An 18,393-nucleotide genomic window follows, 5' to 3' on the forward strand; every position below is an offset into this window, starting at 1 on the left:
TCGTGACAGCGGTCACGCTCTGGAATATCGGGTCGTTGGCCGGAAGTCCGCACCGGTAGCCTTGAGGGGTGATTGACCTTCGCCTGCTCCGTGAGGACCCCGACCGTGTTCGCGCCTCCCAGCGCGCCCGTGGAGAGGATGTCGCGCTCGTCGACTCCCTCCTCTCCGCCGACGAGCGGCGCAGGTCGTCCGGCGTCCGCTTCGACGAGCTGCGTTCCGAGCAGAAGTCGCTCGGCAAACTGATCCCCAAGGCCACCCCGGACGAGCGCGCCGAGCTGCTGAAGAAGGCCGAGCAGCTCAAGACCGACGTCAAGGCCGCCGAGGCCGAACAGAACGACGCGGACGAGGAGACCAAGCGGCTTCTCCTCCAGCTCGGCAACCTGGTGCACCCCGACGTCCCGGTCGGCGGCGAGGAGGACTTCGTCGTCCTGGAGACGCACGGGACCATCCGCGACTTCGCCGCCGAGGGCTTCGAGCCCAAGGACCACCTGGAACTCGGCGAGGCCCTGGGCGCCATCGACGTCGAGCGCGGCGCCAAGGTGTCGGGCTCGCGTTTCTACTACCTGACCGGCGTCGGCGCGCTCCTGGAGCTCGCCCTCGTCAACGCGGCGATCGCGCAGGCCACCGAGGCCGGCTTCACGCCGATGCTGACCCCGGCGCTGGTCCGCCCGCGCGCCATGGAGGGCACCGGCTTCCTCGGCCAGGCCGCGGAGAACGTGTACCACCTGGAGAAGGACGACTACTACCTGGTCGGCACCTCCGAGGTCCCCCTCGCGGCGTACCACATGGACGAGATCCTCGACGCCGACAAGCTGCCGATGCGCTACGCCGGTTTCTCGCCGTGCTTCCGCCGCGAGGCCGGCACGTACGGCAAGGACACCCGCGGCATCTTCCGCGTGCACCAGTTCGACAAGGTCGAGATGTTCTCGTACGTCGACCCCGCGGACGCCGAGAACGAGCACCAGCGGCTCCTCGAATGGGAGAAGCAGTGGCTGACCGGCCTCGAACTGCCCTTCCAGGTGATCGACGTGGCCAGCGGTGACCTGGGTTCCTCGGCCTCCCGCAAGTTCGACTGCGAGGCGTGGATCCCGACCCAGGGCAAGTACCGTGAGCTGACGTCGGCCTCCAACTGCGACGGCTTCCAGGCCCGCCGGCTGTCCGTCCGCATGCGCGACGGCAAGAAGATCCAGCCGCTGGCCACACTGAACGGCACCCTGTGCGCCGTCCCGCGCACCATCGTCGCGATCCTGGAGAACCACCAGCTCGCCGACGGTTCGGTGCGGGTTCCCGAGGTGCTGCGCCCCTACCTGGGTGGCCGTGAGGTTCTGGAGCCGATCTCCAAGTGACCAGCACCACCGGTTCGACGGGAGCGTCCGGAGCCACGGAGCCGGCCTTCCCGTACAAGCTCGTCGCGACCGATCTCGACGGGACGCTGCTGCGTTCCGACGAGTCGGTCTCGGCCCGCACACGTGACGCGCTCGCCGCGGTGACCGAGGCGGGCGCGGCCCACATCGTCGTCACCGGGCGCGCGGTGCCCTGGACGCGGCACGTCCTCGACGAGCTCGGCTATCAGGGCCTCGCGGTCTGCGGCCAGGGCGCGCAGGTCTACGACGCGGGGGAGCACCGGCTCCTCACCTCGGTGACCCTGGACCGGCAGCTGGCCGGTCTGGCGCTCGCCAAGATCGAGGCGGAGGTCGGACCGCTGCTGCTGGCCGCGAGCCGCGACGGGCTCGACGGCGACGTGCTGGTCGGCCCCGGCTACCGCAGGCTGGAGGGTGCGCTGCCGGTCGTCCCGCTCAAGGACGCGGCGGACCTGTGGTCGGCCCCTCTGAACAAGGTGTACGTCCAGCATCCGACGCTTTCCGACGACGAGCTCGCGGCCGTGGCCGTGAAGGTCGCGGGCGGACTCGTCGGTGTCACGATGGCGGGCCCGGGCGTGGTGGAACTGCTCCCGCTCGGCCTCTCCAAGGCGACGGGGCTGTCCCTGGCGGCCCGGCGCCTGGGCCTCAAGGCCGCGGACACCATCGCCTTCGGTGACATGCCGAACGATCTCCCGATGTTCGCCTGGGCGGCCCACGGGGTGGCCATGGCCAACGCCCACGCCGATCTCAAGGCGATCGCGGACGAGGTGACGTCCTCGAACGAGGAGGACGGGATCGCGGTCGTGCTGGAGCGGTTGCTGACGCGCCCGTAGCGGTCACCGCGAGCAGGCCCGCCGCATCCCGGCGGCCTCACTGTGGCGGCCCTTGCTGTGGCGGCCTCGCCGCGACGACGGCCCTTGCGGTCGGCAGTCGGCAGTCGGCAGTCGGCAGTCGGCAGTCGGATGAGAACGTCTTGCGGAGGATGCGCGGATCGAACGCGCGCGGGGTTTCACCCCCGACCACGGCTTAGCAAGCCGGTGCCTTTCCACTCGGCCAATCCTCCGGGTGGGCGGCCCGCGCGTGACGCGCGCTCGAAGCGGCCGCCCCGGGCAACTCCCCCTGCGAGCGGGTTCGACGGAGGTAGTGACTACTCCGGAACCCGCCGCGGGCTGCCCTGTCGGGAGCTCGACGAACTGCTCCTGATGAACATCGTCGCGCTCCTCTCCCAGACCGTGGCGCCGGCTCGATGCGGCGGCGTGGACACAACCACTGTGCCCGTAAGCCGACTTGGGCGCCACTGATTAAAACGCGCGTTCCCGGGGGCTCACTTGCGGCGCCATCTGCGTCGGCGCCCCTTGCTGAAGAACCACCCCGCGGGCGGCTCGTCCGAGCGCCAGGGCTGCGGTTCGGGGCCCGACTCACGCCAGCGGGCGGCGAGCATACGCGCGCGGGCCGACGGTTCGGCCGTCTCCGCGGACCGTACGAAGTCCTCGTCGAGGACGAGGTCGTCCCACGGCTCCCCCGCCGTGTCCCCCGGCCCGTCACCGGAGCCGTTCCCGGCCTGTTCCCGGCCGCCGGCTCCCGGTTCCTCGGTCGTCATCCCCGTTCCTCCCGGCCGTGCGTCCCCGTTTCGCCCAGTGTGCCCGGACCGGGGTGAAGCCGCTGTCAAAAAAAGGGGCTCCCCGCGCGCGTGCCCGTGCCGGAACACCGCGCGCGGGGAGCCCTCGCTCACTCCTCGCCGGCCAGCGTCAGCGACCGCAGCCGCTGCCCCGCATACCAGGTGGCGAGGACGGTGACCACGATCAGCAGGACCGTCGCGGTCGGCAGGCTCACGTCCGAGGTGACGATGTCACCGCCGGTGACCTTGTGGCCCACGGCGAGCGCCCACTGCTGGACGCTGAGCGTGCGCGCGCCGGACACCAGGGACCCGAACAGGGCTTCCCAGACGAGCGCGTAGACGAGTCCGAAGACCACCGCGTGCCGGGTCACGGTCCCGAGGAGCAGGAACATCGCGGCGTAGGCGATCGAGGCGACCAGGGCGGCCACGGTGTAGGCGACGGCGATCTGCTGGCCGTTGCCGTTGAGGATCATGCCCGCGATGAAGGTCGGCACCGCCGAGAAGGCCATGGTGACGGCGATCGCGACGATCAGCTTGGTGAAGATGATCGTGGGCCGTTTCAGGGGCTTGGCCAGCAGATACACCACCGAGCCGTCGTCGATCTCGGGTCCGATGGCTCCCGTGCCGGCGATGACGCCGATGATCGGCACCATCGTGGCGAGGGCGAACCCGCCGAGCAGGTCCGAGGCCACCTGGTCGTCGGCTCCGGAGAAGCTCCGGACGGCCAGGGAGAGCACGATGAGCAGGACGGGCAGGACGCCGAGGATGAGTGCCCGCCGGCGGCCGAGCAGGCCCCGGTAGGTGAGCCGGGCGACTGTGGGGTCGTACATCTTCGGCCTCCTACGCCGCGACAAGATACGAGAAGACGGATTCCAGCGACTCGTCGGACGGCGACACCGTCAGCAGCCGGATGCCGTGCTCGCGCGCGACCTTCGGCAACAGGGTGGTGAACCGGCCGAAGTCGACGGCCTGGATGCGCAACGCGCCTTCGGCGAGGTCGACTTCGATGCCGGACGTCGACGGGTCGGCGATGAGTGCGGCGGCCAGGGCCCGGTCGTCGCTGGAGCGGACCAGATAGCGGTGCGGGCGGTCGGTCATCAGCCGGCGGATGCGCCGGAAGTCACCGCTCGCCGCGTGCCGTCCGGCGACGATCACCTCGATGTGGGCGGCGAGTTGCTCCACCTCTTCAAGGATGTGGGACGAGAACAGCACGGTGCGGCCCTCGTCGCCCATGCGGCGCAGCAGATCCATGAGCTGCATGCGCTGGCGCGGGTCCATGCCGTTGAACGGCTCGTCGAGGAGCAGCAGGGAGGGGTCGTGGACCAGCGCGGACGCCATCTTCACGCGCTGGCGCATGCCCTTGGAGTACGTGGAGATCTTGCGGTCCTGCGCGTACTGCATCTCGACGGTGGCGAGGGCCCGGTCGGCGGCCTTCGCGCCGAGGCCGTGCAGCTCGGCGTTGGCGACGACGAACTCGCGTCCGGTGAGGAAGTCGTACATCGCCTCGCGCTCGGGGACGATGCCGATGTGGCGGTAGATGTCCTCGTTGCGCCAGGTCGGCTTGCCGTCGAGGGTGACGGTGCCGGTGGAGGGTGCGAGGAAGCCGCCCATCATGTTGATGAGGGTGGACTTCCCGGCGCCGTTCGGGCCGAGCAGTCCGGTGACGCCGGGGCCGATCGTCATCGTGATGTCGTTGACCGCCACCACGTTGCCGAACCAGCGTGAGACGTGGTCGATGTTGAGCGTGGTCACAGCCCGACCTTTCGGTAGCGGCGCATCAGAAGGCCGTAGCAGCCCGCGATGAGACCCAGGACGACGACGAGGTAGACGACGCCCTGAGCGGACGAGGGGCCCACCTCGCCGGGGAAGGCGGAGGAGGCGCCGAGGAAGGCCGTCTGCACTCCGTCGATGAGCGTGATCGGCGAGAAGAGCCCGAGCCACGGGACGGCTCCGCTGCTGGAGCGCTCGAAGGCGATGGCCTGGACGGTGGAGACCGCGCCGTAGGAGATCGTCAGGGCGGCGATGACGGCCGCGATGCCGAAGCCGCGGCGCGGGGTGATCGCCGAGATCACCAGGCCGATACCGGCGAAGAGCAGCGAGAGCAGTGCCACGGAGAGCAGTCCCTGTCCGAAGCCCTTGCTCTGGTCGGAGAAGTCGAGCTTGGCCAGCAGCGCGCCCACATAGAGCACGATCAGCGGGGCGGCCGTGAGGATGAACAGAGCCGAGGCCAGAGCCGCGTACTTGGCGCGCACGTAGTCGGCGGTCTCGATGGGGCGGGAGAAGTACAGCGGGACGGTCTTGAACCGCAGGTCCCGGGAGACTGCCTGGGGGCCCTGCGAGGCGACGTACAGGCCGATGACCGCCTGCATGATCACCGCGTAGCGCGTGTAGTCGACGGGCAGGTCCTTCGCCTTGGTGGCCACCGCGACGGCCACCATGATCAGCGCGGGGACGCACATCACGACGAAGAGCAGCATCGGCAGGACCTTGGACTTGACCGAGCGGCCGAGTCCGTAGGAGCCGCGCAGGGACTGCGAGTAGAGGGAGCGGCGGGCGTAGGCGCGTCCCAGGCGCGGGCCGTCGTAGGTGCGGTAGCCGATGTTGTGGATACGGGTCTGCTCACCCTGCTGGGTGAGGGGGTGCTCAACCGCCATGGCCGACCGCCTCCTTCCGCTGTTCGTCGCTGTCGGTGAAGACCTCGGCGATGTGGTGTCTGCGCTGTTCCATGCGGACCAGCCCGAGGCCGAGATCGGCGACCACGTCGCGGACGAGGTCGTAGGTGTCCTCGCTCTCGGTGGTGAGCAGCAGGATGTGTCCGGCGCCCGGCAGCCCGCCGCCGTCGTGGGTCTCGATCCCGCGCGCGTGGAGCACCTCGCGGACCGCGCCCGTGCCGTCCGGGTGTCGGTCACTGTCGGTGACCTCGATGGCGAGGGTGGTGGTGCTCTTGGTGAAGTCCGTCGTGGAGCTGGAGCGCAGCAGCTTGCCGCCGTCGACGACCACGACGTGGTCGCAGGTGCGTTCCAGTTCGCCCAGGAGGTGCGAGGTGACCAGGACCGAGATGCCGAAGTCCGTGTGGATGCGGCGGATCAGTCCGAGCATGTCGTCGCGGCCGACCGGGTCCAGGCCGTTGGTCGGTTCGTCCAGGAAGACCAGCTGGGGGTCGTGGACGAGGGCCTGCGCGAGTTTGACGCGCTGTTTCATGCCCGTGGAGTAGCCGCCGATGGGGCGGTAGCGCTCCTCGTACAGACCGACGTGGCGCAGGGTGTCCGCGGTGCGCTCGCGGGCCGCGGCCGGCGGCAGACCGGACATCCGCGCCATGTGGACGACGAACTCGGTGGCCGAGACGTCGGGCGGCAGGCAGTCGTGCTCGGGCATGTACCCGACCCGCTCGCGGATGGCGGCGCCCTCGGTGGCGACGTCGAGGCCGAGCACGTGTGCGCGGCCCTCGGTGGCGGGGGACAGACCCAGCAGGATCTTGATCAGTGTGGACTTGCCGGCTCCGTTGGCTCCGACGAGTCCGGTCACACCGGGCCCGACGTCCACGGAGAGCCGGTCAAGAGCGGTCACCCGGGGGTACCGCTTGCTCAGGCTTTCGGTCGCGATCACAGTCACGATTCGAAGGTAGTGGCGCAGACCACAGGGGTCGTCAGCCCACGGAGGTGGATCCGCGTCAGCCTCCAGTCGTACGGGCCCGTAGGGGTCACCCTCAGGTATACCGACCGGGAGCCCTCCGCCGTCCGACCGGTTGTCCACAGGCGGCCCGCGGTCTCGTGCTCATGGGCTTCGATGTAAACCGGCGATTGATCGGCACGCAGCTGAACATCGGCGAGGAAAGGTACGTGATCACCAATATGCAGCCCCGATCCCCCGCACCCCCCGCCGCTGGAGGGACTACCTCGGCCGGATGACCGAGGCCTGGGCCCAGTCCACCACCGCCTGCGCGGCGACCCCCGCCACCGGGGTGCTGGGCGGTCCGGCCCCGTACTGGAACTCCTACACCTACGACAAGACCGGCAACCGACTCACCGAGACCCAGCACGGCACCACCACCGGCGCCTCGGACACCCAGCGGGACTACCACTACCCCGACCCGGGCGCGGTCCGGCCGCACGCCCTGGGCTCGGTGGACACCACCACCGGGTCGGTGAAGTCCGCTGACAGCTTCGGCTATGACGCCGTGGGCAACACCCACACCCGGCTGCTGGCCAATGGCTCTTCCCAGACCCTGGACTGGGACGCCGAAAGCCACCTGGCCAAGGTCACCGAGCCGGTGACCGGCGGCAGCGACAAGGTCACCGAGTACCTGTACGACGCCGACGGCAACCGCCTGATCGGCCGCTTCCTCAGCGTCGACCCGCTCATGACCACGAGCGACCCCCAGACGCTGAACGCCTACGCCTACGCCAACAACAGCCCTGTCACCAGCAGCGACCCCTCCGGGCTGTGCATGGCCGACCAGTGCGGAATCGGCTACCCCATCGGCGGCACCGGCACCAACGGCCACAAAAAGGAGTACGTCAAGAAGGCGCCCCGCGGAGCCGGTGGAGTCGGCACCAACAGTTACCTCGGAGCCGGATACACCGGCAAACTGCCGGACGCCGCGAACGGCGACTCCAACAACGTGAAGAAAAGCGAGAAGGACGGGAAGTGGTACGTCCAGATCTACCCCTCCGTCTGGATGGAGGCGGACAACCCCCACGTCGACCAAGTCGCCGCCAACTTCCAGAAATGGGCCAAATACGTCTGTGACCCCTTCAATGAGGGGAACGACACCGGCTGCCTGGCCCCCCGGGGGAAGGACGACGACCCCAACCTCTACCAGCGCGTCAAAGCCAAGCTGCTCTCCTGTGATTCCGACTGGGACTGTGGCGACAACTGGGCCAACCCCAACGATCTCATGTCGGCCGGCGTGGAAAGCGGCATGTTCGGCCCCGGCGACATTGGGCAAATGGCCCACGCGGCGGGCAAATCGCTGACAGGCCAGAAGGCGACGGGCGAGGGCCGGTGCAGTTTCGACCCCGACACCCCGGTCCTCATGGAAGACGGCAAGTCCAAGCCCATCGGAAAGGTCGAGCCCGGAGACCGGGTCGAAAGCGGTGACCCCCAAAAGGGAAAACACCGGGGCTCCCGCACGGTCACCGCACAGCTGGTCAACCATGACGATGACCTGACCGACGTCCAGGTCAAGGACGCCGACGGCAAGACGCTGACGCTCCACACCACGTCCCGTCACCCGTTCTGGGACGACACCACCCACTCCTGGGTGCCGGCCGGCAAACTCAAGCCCGGCCACACCCTCAACACCGCTACCGACAAACACGTACGCATCACCACGGTCAAGGCGCGCCCCGGCACCGCCGACATGTACAACCTGACCGTAAATGAACTCCACACGTACTATGTACTCGCCGGCGCAACTCCCGTGCTGGTGCATAACATGTGCCCGAAGAAGAATAATTCGGGCACGCCGCAGGCAACTCCTATTCCCCGACCGGCCACGTACCAGTTGATCGCCATCAGGCGGGGTAATGGAACGCCGCGGCTGGACGATGCGGGAAATGTGAAGATTTTCGAAGGGCGCAAGCCGCACGAAAGGCCATATGCCGGCTTCCAGGAATACGCGATTCCGAATGTCCCGGAGGACAAAGGGCGGATTCTGTATAATCCGCAGACCGGCGAAGCGGCATGGCCGACCAACCACTACACGACCATCCAGCGCTTTCCGGACGGCTACAAGATGAACCCGTAGGAAGCGGCCCTGGTTCAACGGCGAACCGATTGATCTGAAACCCTGGGGGGCTCACCGAGTGTGAGCCCCCCGTCTTAGTTTACTGAATGGAAATTCATGTTCTCCCTTCGCGCGGACGACGACCATGACACGTTCCTTGGATTTTTCTCCGATCTCCGGGACTTCTTCACCGGGCACGCGGGCGCGCTGTCTGAATTCGACCCGGAGGCAGGATCCGGCGGTGAGGGTGACGGATTCTGGCTGCGTCCCCGGCTGATCGGTGCGGACCCGTCGGGAGCCTTGAGGGGGGCGCTTCGCGCCGAGGGAGGTTCCGGAGATGGCCCCGGCAATGTATGGATCGACCTCCACGACACGGCGGGCCGGACCATCGGCTCGTATTTCGCGGGAGCGGTGACGTTGGAGCGCTGGGAGGAAGAGGAGGACGGAACGACGGCAGCCACCGTGTCCTGCTGGTTGGACTCCTTGCCGGAAGCCGGAGCGTACGAAGTCTGGAAATCCTGGAGTCGTCGCCCGCCCGTTTCCGTGAACGACTGGGTGAGCCTTCCGGCAGGCCGACGGGAAGGCTGGATCGAGGTCGCCCGGAAATACCAAGGCGACAACCGAAAGACGAACCCCCGTCACGAGCGGTACACCCTCGACGGTACGAACATCACTGATCTCGCGAGTTTCTACTGCGCCATCGGCGAGGCCATGAACGGGCCCGGCGGCTACTACGGCAGCAACCTGACCGCACTCGACGACTGCCTCTTCGGCGGATTCGGCCCGGCCGCCCCGTTCCGTCTCGTCTGGGATCGTTCGGGTGTGGCGATGGACATGCTCGGCAGCCTGCCCACGTACCTCCCCAACACCTCCGTGATGGATATGATCGTCGATTGCCTCGAGCGACGTGGGGTCGTCGTCGAACTCGCGTAGCGGGCGCGATGGGGCAGTGCGGACGCCTCCCTTGGCGGCGCCGAGCTTGTGGAAGGGCAGGACGTCGACGCGGCTGACGTTGCCCAGGGAGGCGGCGAAGGAGGCGACGCCCGCGACGTTCTCGGCGGCGTCGGTCAGGCCCGGGACCAGGACGAAGCGCGCCCAGACCTCCTTGCCCAGTTCGGCCAGGCGGCGGGCGAAGGCCAGCGTCGGTTCCAACTGCCGCCCGGTGAGGCGCGGGTAGAGCTCGCGGTCCCAGGACTTGACCCAGGAAGCCCTCACGTCCAGAGAGAGGGGCCGCATCTGAACCTGGAGACCCAGACCAACGGAAGACGGTTACCAGCGGCCCGCTCAAGGATCCGCACACCGACGTCGATCCATCCACGATCCCGTCCGACGACTACTGGCCGTAAGTGACGATCGGAGGCGTGACGGTGAAGGTCTTGCGCGGTGACCCGACCGGGGAACTGGAGCTCTCCGGAACCCGCTCCGAACTGCTCGCCCTGGGACGGGAGTTGCGAAGCAGGCACAGGGACGCGATCGCCGTCGGCCGGAGTCCACCTCGGTCCCGTCCTCCAGCGCGATATCGCCCGCGGTTCGGCGGGTCGCCAGGGGTACCTGCGTCATACCTGCACCGGCCAGGGCATTCCGTGGTCGATCCGCGTCAGCCTCCAGTCGTACGGGCCCGCAAGGATCACCCTCAGGTATGGGCCCCTGGAGCCGGTCATCAACCAACCAGCCGGTTGTCCACAGGCTGCGCGCAGGCCTATTGACGCAGCCTCTAACAACTGTCACATTCGCCAGTGTCACGTTACGGGCACGTACCGCAGTCGGTGCGGACAGGTGGGGCGGTGGCATGACGACGGCAGTGGCAGGCGAACTCTCCGCGGAACTGCGGGGGTTCAGAGAGGTGCAGCGCCTCGCGTACGAGTGCGCGGAAGCGGTCGCGGCACAGCTGAAGCCCGGCGTCACCGAGCGCGAGGCGGCCCGCATGCAGCGCCGGTGGCTGCGTGAGCGCGGGGTGCGGGACTGGTTCCATCTGCCGTTCGCCTGGTTCGGTGACCGCACGGCCTTCGTCGGCTTCCGGATCCCGCTGCAGTTCTTCCCCACCGACCGCCGGCTCGAGCCGAGGATGCCGTTCATCCTCGACATGGCCCCCGTGCACAAGGGCTTCACCGCGGACATCGGCTATTCGGGCTCGCTCGGCCTGAACCCCGTGCAGGACAAGCTCCTCGCCGATCTGGAGGCGCACCGCGAGCTGATCCTGCGCGAGGTGCGCGAGCGGCGGTCCCTGCGCGAGATCTACGAGGACGTCGACCGGCTCATGACCCGTCAGGGCTATGCCAACCGGCACCGCGCGTATCCGTTCGGCGTGATCGCGCACAAGGTGGACCAAGTGGCGGAGCGGTCCTGGTCGCCGCGTCTGTTCGGGTTCGGCGTCCAGGCCCTGAAGGGGCTGGCGAGCGACGCGCTGCACGGCCACCGGGAGGGCTGGTCCCCGCTGTGGTCTCCGTACACCTTCTCCGACCACCCGCCCCGGCCGGGGCTGTGGGCGGTCGAACCGCACCTCGGTTTCCGGGGTACGGGCGCGAAGTTCGAGGAGCTCCTGGTCGTCACGGACTCCCGGGACCCCGAACAGAGCGCGTTCTGGCTCGACGACGATCTGCCGCATGTGCGGCGCTGGGCGGAGGACAAGTGAGTCTCGTGGGCGCGCGCGAGCGCCGGGTGCGGACGGGCGGGGTCGAGCTGTGTGTCGCCGAACTGGGTGACGACAGGCAGCCGACCGTGGTGCTCGTGCACGGGTATCCGGACTCCAAGGAGGTGTGGTCCGAGGTCGCCGTGCGGCTCGCCGACCGCTTCCATGTCGTGCTGTACGACGTGCGGGGGCACGGCCGGTCGACGGCACCGCGGCCCCTGCGCGGCGGTTTCACGCTGGAGAAACTGACCGACGACTTCCTCGCGGTGATCGACGCGGTCAGTCCCGGCGGGCCGGTGCACCTCGTGGGCCACGACTGGGGTTCGGTGCAGTCGTGGGAGTTCGTCACGGTCGCCCGGACGGAGGGCCGGATCGCGTCCTTCACGTCGATGTCCGGTCCGTCCCTCGACCACTTCGGCCACTGGATCAAGCGGCGGGTGCGGCGGCCCACGCCACGGAGGGTCGGCCAGCTCCTCGGGCAGGGCGCCAAGTCCTGGTACGTGTACATGCTGCACACGCCGGTGCTGCCCGAGCTGGCCTGGCGCGGTCCCCTGGGCAAGTGGTGGCCGAAGATCCTCCAGCGGCTCGAGAAGGTGCCCGCGGGCGACTACCCGACCCCGTCGCTGCCTTCCGACGCGGCGCACGGCGCGTGGCTCTACCGCGACAACGTGCGGTCCCGGCTCGGCCGCCCCCGCGAGGACGCGTACGCGCACGCGCCCGTGCAGCTGATCACGCCCCTGGGAGACGCCTTTCTCTCCGAGCGGCTCTATGACGAACTGGAGAAGTGGGCCCCCGATTCGGTGCGCCGCACGCTCCAGGCCAAGCACTGGGTCCCGCGGACCCGACCCGACCAGCTGGCCGACTGGATAGCGGGGTTCGTGACGGCCAACGAGGGCCGTGAGGCCGGCGTTCCCACGCCCGAGCCGGTGGCCTCCGGCAGGTACGCGGACCGGTTCGGCGGGCAGCTCGTGCTGGTCACCGGCGCCGGCAGCGGCATCGGGCGGGCCACCGCGTTCGCGTTCGCCGAGGCCGGCGCGCGGGTGGTGGCCGTCGACCGGGACGCGGAAGCCGCGGCCCGCACGGCGGAGATGTCCCGGCTGATCGGCTCGCCCGAGGCCTGGGCGGAGACGGTCGACGTCAGCGACGAACAGGCCATGGAGAAGCTCGCCGACAAGGTCGCCGCCGAGTACGGCGTGGTGGACGTGCTGGTGAACAACGCCGGTATCGGTCTCTCCGGCTCCTTCTTCGACACGACGGCGGAGGACTGGAGGAAGGTCCTCGACGTCAATCTGTGGGGTGTGATCCACGGCTGCAGGCTCTTCGGAAAGCAGATGGCCGAGCGCGGGCAGGGCGGCCATATCGTCAACACCGCGTCGGCGGCGGCGTACCAGCCCTCGAAGGCGCTGCCCGCCTACAGCACCTCCAAGGCGGCCGTGCTGATGCTCAGCGAGTGTCTGCGCGCGGAGCTGGCCGGCCAGGACATCGGTGTCTCGGCGGTCTGCCCCGGCTTCGTCAACACGAACATCACCGCGACCGCGCGTTTCGCCGGGGTCGACGCGGCCGAGGAGAAGCGGCGTCAGAAGAAGTCGGCACGGCTCTACGGACTGCGCAACTACCCGCCGGAGAAGGTCGCCGACGCGATCCTGCGCGCGGTCGTCCGCAACGAGGCGGTGGTTCCGGTGACCCCGGAGGCGCGCGGCGCCCACCTCCTGCACCGCTTCGCGCCCCGGGCGCTGCGCGCGATCGCACGCATGGAGCCGCCCTTGTGAGCACACGGCGGGGCGGCCGCCTTGTGAGCACACGGCAGGGCGGCCGCGCCCGCATGACCGCCTACCTACACAACAAGGCGGTCGCCCAGGGCTGTCGGCCGGACGGGGAGGAGCTCTGCGTGGGCATACCGCGCTCTCCTCGGCGGTCGTACCATCCGTCGCAGGAGGGTTCACCGCTCAGGGCCGTCGCGTATCCGGCTCTGTTCACCCACGGCACGGGCGGGGGCCTTCGGGCGGGCGGCGGCCTCTCAGGGCCCGGAGGCGGGAGGGCGGGAGAGATGAGCGACGAGTCGGGCGGTGTCGCGTACCGCATCGAGGACCTGGCACACCGCAGTGGCGCCACGGTCCGGACGATCCGCGCCTACCAGGACCGCGGACTGCTGCCCCGCCCCGAGCGGCGCGGGCGCGCCAATGTGTACGCCGACGCCCATCTGGCGCGGCTGCGGCAGATCGCCGACCTCCTGGACCGCGGCTACACGCTGGCCTCGATCAAGGAACTCCTGGAAGCCTGGGACGCGGGCCGGGGCCTGGGCGGGATACTCGGCCTGGTCGCGGAGGTCGACGGGCCGTGGACCGACGAGGAGGCCGCCCGGATCTCCCGGACCGAGCTGGTGGAGCGGTTCGGCGGCCGTCCCGACGACGCGGCGGTGGCGGAGGCGGTGGAGCTGGGCGTGCTGGAGCCCGTTCCGGGGGACGAGGACACCTTCCTCGTCCCGAGCCCTCAAGAACTTTCCGCGGCGGTCGAGTTGTACAACTCCGGTGTTCCGCTGTCCGCCATCGCCTGTCATCTACGAGAGTTGAGGGGGCAGGTCGAGCACATCGCCTCCCGTTTCCTTGAGTTCACCGCGGAGTACGTCTTCTCTCGGTATCTGGGTGATCGTCCGCCGAGCGACGCGGAAGCGGCCGAGGCGGCCTCGCTCGTACGGCGGCTGCGACCGCTCGCGCAGCAGACGGTGGACGCCGAACTGGCGCGGGCGATGAGGCTGTTCGCCACGCGTCACCTGAGCCGGCACCTCGCGGCGGGACAGGTCCCGATGGAGCCGGAGGGTGCGCGTCCGGTGGAGGTGGCCGCCGGGACAATGCGGGCCGTGGAGCGTCTGGTTGGCATGGAGCACGCGGCGGCCTTCGTGACGGCGGCCACCGAACGGGAGCTACAGGCACGTACGTTGGACCAGCTGGCCGCAAACAGCCCCCATCGCATCATTGTTGACGAAGTACCTTAAACGGCGCACTCGTTGTCCACAGATTCGTCAATTCGCCTGTGGATAACAACACTTGGCTGTGGATCAAACCTCCGAACCAAAATCAAATGCGTGATCCGTCTCTCGCCAGGCACGCTGGGAGGATGAAGGAACACACCGATGAACAGCCGCACGAGCGGACGTGTGACCGACCGCGGGGCCGAGCGCAGGGCCGAACGGGGGACCTGGCGCATGAGCGGACGGAAAGACGGGCTGATGAACAGATGGACGAAAAACGCACCGTGAAGGTGTCGAAGTACCTCTCGAAGCATCTGCGCCACCAGCCCGAACGGATCGGGCTCACCCTCGGCGAGGGCGGCTGGGTCGAGATCGACGCGCTGATCTCCGCGGCCACCGCGCACGGCTTCCGGTTCACCCGCGCCGAACTCGATCACGTGGTGGCCACCAACGACAAGCGGCGCTTCGCCGTGGAGGGAACCCGGATCCGGGCCAGCCAGGGCCACTCCGTCGAGGTCGACCTCGGACTGCCCCCGGCGACCCCGCCGGCGTACCTCTACCACGGGACCGTGGCCTCCAGCCTGGACGCGATCCGCGCCGAGGGCCTGAGACCCATGAACCGGCACGACGTACACCTCTCGGCGGACCGGGAGACGGCCACCCGCGTCGGCGCCCGCCGCGGCCGCCCGGTCGTCCTCGGTGTGGACGCCGCCGCCATGCACCGTGACGGCCACGTCTTCCGGGTCAGCGCCAACGGCGTCTGGCTGGCCGAGGCCGTACCCCCGCGCTATCTGCGGTTTTCCGGTCCACACTGACCACGGGCGCCGGTCCGCACCGATCCCGGGCGCCGGGGCGCCGGGCAGCCGGTCGGACCGCCCTGAGGCGACGACGCCCCGGCTCCGTCTACGCTCGACGCATGAGTCTGCGTCTGAGCACCGTGATCCTGCCGTACGTCCGCTGGCACGAGGGCGGGCGTTCCGCATGGCAGCGCGCGGAGCAGCTCGGCTTCCACACCGCGTTCACCTACGACCACCTGTCCTGGCGGACCTTCCGCGACGGCCCGTGGTTCGGAGCCGTGCCGACGCTGACCGCGGCGGCCGCCGTCACCGACCGGCTGCGCCTCGGCACGCTCGTGACCTCGCCGAACTTCCGGCACCCGGTGACCCTCGCCAAGGATCTGATCTCCCTCGACGACATCTCGAACGGCCGGATCACGCTGGGCATCGGCGCCGGCGGCACCGGTTTCGACGCCACCGCGCTCGGACAGGACCCGTGGACCCCGCGTGAGCGCGCCGACCGCTTCGGTGAGTTCGTCCCGCTGCTCGACCGGCTCCTCACCGAGGACTCCGTCTCCTACGGCGGCAACTTCTACTCGGCGCACGAGGCCCGCAACATCCCGGGCTGTGTCCAGCGCCCCCGGCTGCCGTTCGCCGTGGCCGCCACCGGCCCGCGCGGTCTGAGGCTCGCCGCCCGCCACGGGCAGGCGTGGGTGACGACCGGCGATCCGAAGCTGTACGAGACGGGCACCCCCGAGCAGTCGGTTCAGGCCATTCGCGGACAGGTCGCCAAGCTCGCCGACGCGTGCGCCGAGATCGGCAGGGACGTGGCGGAGATCGACAAGATCCTGCTCACCGGCTTCACCCCCGACCGGGGCCACCCGCTGGAATCCCTCGACGCGTTCGTCGACTTCGCGGGCAGGCACGCCGAACTGGGCTTCACCGACATCGTGATCCACTGGCCGATCCCCGACTCGGAGTTCGCCGCCGACCCGAAGGTCTTCGAGCGGATCGCCATGGAAGCGGTGGCCCAGCTGCGCTGAACCGAGTCTCCATGCCCCCGGGGCCCCGGCAGGGCGGGGCGGCAAGGGTGAGGTGAGGGCGGTTACCACTCAAGTGTGCGGACCGCCGCACGGCCGTGCGCATATATGCGGGAGAATGAGCAGGTGACCTCAGCGACTCGCCGGCCCGAGACCCCGGCCTCCACCGTCCCGCCCCGGCTGATCGCCACGGACCTCGACGGCACCTTGTTGCGCGACGACAAATCGGTGTCCGACCGCACGATCGCCGCCCTCGCCGCCGCCGAACAGGCCGGCATCGAGGTCTTCTTCGTCACCGGCCGCCCGGCCCGCTGGATGGACGTCGTCAGCGACCACGTCCACGGGCACGGCCTGGCCATCTGCGGCAACGGCGCCGCCGTGGTCGACCTGCACGGCGGCCCCGGCGCCCACCGCTTCGTCAAGATCCGCGAACTGACGCCCGACATCGCGCTGGACGTCGTCCGGATCCTGCGGGCCGCCGCGCCCGGCACGGTGTGCGCCGTCGAGCGGACGTACGGCCTCCATCTCGAACCGGGTTACCCGCTCATGCACATGGAGCCCCCGGAGATCGTCCTGCCCGCCGAGAAGCTCCTCGCCGAGGACGCGCTGGACGCCGATCAGCCGGTGCTGAAGGTGCTCGCCTACCACCCGGAGATGGATCCGGACGAGTTCCTCGCCGTCGCCCGCCCGGCCATCGGCGACCGGGCCAACGTGACCCGGTCGAGCCCCAGCGCCCTGCTGGAGATCAGCGGCCCCGGCGTCTCCAAGGCCAGCACCCTCGAGCTGTGCTGCGCCGAGCGCGGTATCTCGCCCGAGGAGGTCGTCGCCTTCGGCGACATGCCGAACGACGTCGAGATGCTCACCTGGGCCGGCCGGTCGTACGCCATGGGCAACGCCCACCCCGCCGTGATCGCCGCCGCCTCCGGGCGCACGGTCGCGAACAACGAGGACGGGGTGGCGGTCGTGATCGAGCAGATCCTGGCCGCCGGCGCGTAGCCCTCCGCCGACACGGCCGGGGTCCTCCGGCACATCCGCCGGAGGGCCTCGGTCAGGGCCTGCCCCACGTCCCGCCACTTGATCCACATGACAGGCCTAGACGACGACCCCGTGCCCGGCCAGCCATGGAACCGGGTCGATCGCCGATCCCGTCTCCGGTGTCACGCGCACCTCGAAGTGCAGATGCGGGCCGGTCGAGTTGCCGCTCGTCCCCGACTGCCCGATCCACTCCCCGGTCGAGACCCGCTGCCCCTGGTCGACGGCGACGGCCGCGAGATGCGCGTACTGCGTGTAGTAGCCCCCGGGGTGCTCGACCACGACCTCGATGCCGAAGGCACCGCCGCAGGACACCTTCACCACCCGGCCCGCCCCGGCCGCCCGCACCGGGGTGCCGATGGGCACCGCGAAGTCCTGGCCGGTGTGCCGGTGCGCCCAGTGCTCACCCCCGCTGCCGAACCCCGCGGAGAGTTCGTACGTCTCCACCGGCGCGACCCACGCCTGGGTGAGCGCCATCGGCGGCTGGTCGAGACGGACCGCCCCGCGGCAGGAGCCGGCCGCCACGGAGGCATCCGCCCGGCTCTGCAACGCCGACCGCGCCTCGTCGAGCTTCGCCTCGATGGTCCGCTTGACCGCGGCGAGTTCCCCGGTCCGCTTCTCCAGCACAAGCCACTCGGAGCGGGCCTTCGCCTCGTCCACGGCGAGCCGGCCCTCGGCACGCCGGCTCTTCTCGACGGCACCGGCGACGGCCAGATCGGCCCGCCGCACGGCATGCTGACCACGCATCAGACCGTCGGGGTCCTTCGCGAACAGGATCTGCGCCGTGTACGGCAGTCCGCCGCCCTGCCGGTACTGCGCACGCACGATACGGCCCAGGTCCTCGTGCAGTACCGCGATCTCCTGCCGCTCCTGTACGAGCAGGCGCTCGGCCCGCTCGGCCCGGCCGCGCTGCGCCTCGGCGTCCTGCCGCCCCGCCTCGTACTGTCCGCTCGCCACGGAGGCGTCCTCGTACAGCCGCGCCACCTGGGCGCTGATGTCGAGGTCCGCACCGTCGCCCTCGGCCTCCGCCGGCCGGGCCGCGAGGATCACGAGAGCGGACAACAGGGCCGGTACGAGGAGGGGATGGCGGCGAAATGAGCGCATGACAGCGATCGTGGCCCGTGAGTTGGGGCCCGGCCCGTTCAAGGCGTACACCTGGGGGACAGGACGTCACGAATGGCCCAGCGGCACGACCGAACGGTCCCGTGCCGGCCGGGCCGCTCGCGAACGGGTCACCCGGA

General features: G+C 69.7%; 15 protein-coding genes, 1 tRNA gene and 2 pseudogenes. 10 read left to right on the top strand and 8 right to left on the bottom strand.

The window, feature by feature from the left end; genetic code table 11:
- Positions 1 to 68 precede the first annotated feature (68 nt).
- Positions 69 to 1,346 carry a serine--tRNA ligase gene (gene serS / locus OG410_RS20960; RefSeq protein WP_329300586.1) on the top strand — a complete coding sequence of 426 codons (1,278 nt, stop codon included), beginning with the start codon at positions 69 to 71 and terminating at the stop codon, positions 1,344 to 1,346.
- Complete coding sequence (locus OG410_RS20965; protein WP_329300587.1) at positions 1,343 to 2,194, top strand: HAD family hydrolase; 852 nt, start codon at positions 1,343 to 1,345, stop codon at positions 2,192 to 2,194. The genes serS and OG410_RS20965 overlap by 4 nt, the downstream gene beginning before the upstream one ends.
- A gap of 143 nt (positions 2,195 to 2,337) precedes the next feature.
- Here OG410_RS20965 and OG410_RS20970 read toward each other — a convergent pair.
- The 6 genes from OG410_RS20970 to OG410_RS20995 form a co-directional block, all read right to left on the bottom strand.
- Positions 2,338 to 2,424 (bottom strand) — tRNA-Ser (locus OG410_RS20970).
- A gap of 261 nt (positions 2,425 to 2,685) precedes the next feature.
- Entirely contained in the window at positions 2,686 to 2,961 is a 276-nt protein-coding gene (locus OG410_RS20975) for an SGM_3592 family protein (protein WP_329300588.1), read from the bottom strand.
- 128 nt (positions 2,962 to 3,089) lie between these two features.
- Positions 3,090 to 3,809 (bottom strand): ABC transporter permease, encoded by a 720-nt coding sequence (locus OG410_RS20980; RefSeq protein WP_329300589.1) that lies wholly within the window; start codon positions 3,807 to 3,809, stop codon positions 3,090 to 3,092.
- A gap of 10 nt (positions 3,810 to 3,819) precedes the next feature.
- Positions 3,820 to 4,731, bottom strand: a complete 912-nt coding sequence (locus OG410_RS20985) for an ABC transporter ATP-binding protein (RefSeq protein ID WP_329300590.1) — start codon at positions 4,729 to 4,731, stop codon at positions 3,820 to 3,822.
- The gene (locus OG410_RS20990) at positions 4,728 to 5,633 is read right to left on the bottom strand and encodes an ABC transporter permease (RefSeq protein WP_328670171.1); all 906 of its coding nucleotides are present in this window, start codon (positions 5,631 to 5,633) and stop codon (positions 4,728 to 4,730) included. The genes OG410_RS20985 and OG410_RS20990 overlap by 4 nt, the downstream gene beginning before the upstream one ends.
- Positions 5,623 to 6,585 carry an ABC transporter ATP-binding protein gene (locus tag OG410_RS20995; protein ID WP_328674588.1) on the bottom strand — a complete coding sequence of 321 codons (963 nt, stop codon included), beginning with the start codon at positions 6,583 to 6,585 and terminating at the stop codon, positions 5,623 to 5,625. Before OG410_RS20995 ends, OG410_RS20990 begins: the two co-directional genes overlap by 11 nt.
- 283 nt (positions 6,586 to 6,868) lie before the next feature.
- Here OG410_RS20995 and OG410_RS21000 point away from each other — a divergent pair.
- Positions 6,869 to 8,728 (top strand): annotated as a pseudogene (locus OG410_RS21000) (polymorphic toxin-type HINT domain-containing protein); the annotation flags it as partial.
- A gap of 96 nt (positions 8,729 to 8,824) precedes the next feature.
- A complete protein-coding gene (locus OG410_RS21005) occupies positions 8,825 to 9,640 on the top strand; it encodes a barstar family protein (RefSeq protein ID WP_329300592.1) in 816 nt (271 codons plus the stop codon).
- A 30-nt stretch (positions 9,641 to 9,670) separates the two neighbouring features.
- Here OG410_RS21005 and OG410_RS21010 read toward each other — a convergent pair.
- Positions 9,671 to 9,907 (bottom strand): annotated as a pseudogene (locus tag OG410_RS21010) (pyruvate formate-lyase-activating protein); the annotation flags it as partial.
- 589 nt (positions 9,908 to 10,496) lie between these two features.
- Between OG410_RS21010 and OG410_RS21015 the strand changes: the two are divergent.
- The 6 genes from OG410_RS21015 (at position 10,497) to OG410_RS21040 (ending at position 17,116) form a co-directional block, all read left to right on the top strand.
- Positions 10,497 to 11,339, top strand: a complete 843-nt coding sequence (locus OG410_RS21015) for a M24 family metallopeptidase (protein WP_329300593.1) — start codon at positions 10,497 to 10,499, stop codon at positions 11,337 to 11,339.
- Entirely contained in the window at positions 11,336 to 13,105 is a 1,770-nt protein-coding gene (locus tag OG410_RS21020) for an SDR family oxidoreductase (RefSeq protein WP_329300594.1), read from the top strand. The genes OG410_RS21015 and OG410_RS21020 overlap by 4 nt, the downstream gene beginning before the upstream one ends.
- A gap of 278 nt (positions 13,106 to 13,383) precedes the next feature.
- On the top strand, positions 13,384 to 14,328 hold the full coding sequence (locus OG410_RS21025; protein ID WP_329300595.1) for a MerR family transcriptional regulator: 945 nt from the start codon (positions 13,384 to 13,386) through the stop codon (positions 14,326 to 14,328).
- A gap of 242 nt (positions 14,329 to 14,570) precedes the next feature.
- Complete coding sequence (locus OG410_RS21030) at positions 14,571 to 15,119, top strand: RNA 2'-phosphotransferase (protein ID WP_329300596.1); 549 nt, start codon at positions 14,571 to 14,573, stop codon at positions 15,117 to 15,119.
- A 101-nt stretch (positions 15,120 to 15,220) separates the two neighbouring features.
- Positions 15,221 to 16,123: an LLM class flavin-dependent oxidoreductase gene (locus tag OG410_RS21035; RefSeq protein ID WP_329300597.1), complete on the top strand. Its 903-nt coding sequence runs from the start codon at positions 15,221 to 15,223 to the stop codon at positions 16,121 to 16,123.
- 105 nt (positions 16,124 to 16,228) lie between these two features.
- A complete protein-coding gene (locus OG410_RS21040) occupies positions 16,229 to 17,116 on the top strand; it encodes a Cof-type HAD-IIB family hydrolase (RefSeq protein WP_329300598.1) in 888 nt (295 codons plus the stop codon).
- 96 nt (positions 17,117 to 17,212) lie between these two features.
- Here the strand turns inward: OG410_RS21040 and OG410_RS21045 are convergent, their stop codons facing one another.
- On the bottom strand, positions 17,213 to 18,256 hold the full coding sequence (locus OG410_RS21045; RefSeq protein WP_329300599.1) for a M23 family metallopeptidase: 1,044 nt from the start codon (positions 18,254 to 18,256) through the stop codon (positions 17,213 to 17,215).
- Positions 18,257 to 18,393 lie beyond the last annotated feature (137 nt).

It is taken from the genome of Streptomyces sp. NBC_00659 (assembly GCF_036226925.1).
Lineage (GTDB): Bacteria > Actinomycetota > Actinomycetes > Streptomycetales > Streptomycetaceae > Streptomyces.

What these genes read in the sequence shown, in the direction of transcription:
- OG410_RS21040 (WP_329300598.1), top strand. Translation starts at nt 16,229, where the DNA reads ATGCGGGAGAATGAGCAGGTGACCTCAGCGACTCGCCGGCCCGAGACC.
- OG410_RS20980 (WP_329300589.1), bottom strand. Translation starts at nt 3,809, where the DNA reads ATGTACGACCCCACAGTCGCCCGGCTCACCTACCGGGGCCTGCTCGGC.
- OG410_RS21035 (WP_329300597.1), top strand. Translation starts at nt 15,221, where the DNA reads ATGAGTCTGCGTCTGAGCACCGTGATCCTGCCGTACGTCCGCTGGCAC.
- OG410_RS21045 (WP_329300599.1), bottom strand. Translation starts at nt 18,256, where the DNA reads ATGCGCTCATTTCGCCGCCATCCCCTCCTCGTACCGGCCCTGTTGTCC.
- OG410_RS21015 (WP_329300593.1), top strand. Translation starts at nt 10,497, where the DNA reads ATGACGACGGCAGTGGCAGGCGAACTCTCCGCGGAACTGCGGGGGTTC.
- OG410_RS20975 (WP_329300588.1), bottom strand. Translation starts at nt 2,961, where the DNA reads ATGACGACCGAGGAACCGGGAGCCGGCGGCCGGGAACAGGCCGGGAAC.
- OG410_RS21030 (WP_329300596.1), top strand. Translation starts at nt 14,571, where the DNA reads ATGGACGAAAAACGCACCGTGAAGGTGTCGAAGTACCTCTCGAAGCAT.
- OG410_RS21025 (WP_329300595.1), top strand. Translation starts at nt 13,384, where the DNA reads ATGAGCGACGAGTCGGGCGGTGTCGCGTACCGCATCGAGGACCTGGCA.
- OG410_RS21005 (WP_329300592.1), top strand. Translation starts at nt 8,825, where the DNA reads ATGTTCTCCCTTCGCGCGGACGACGACCATGACACGTTCCTTGGATTT.
- OG410_RS20990 (WP_328670171.1), bottom strand. Translation starts at nt 5,633, where the DNA reads ATGGCGGTTGAGCACCCCCTCACCCAGCAGGGTGAGCAGACCCGTATC.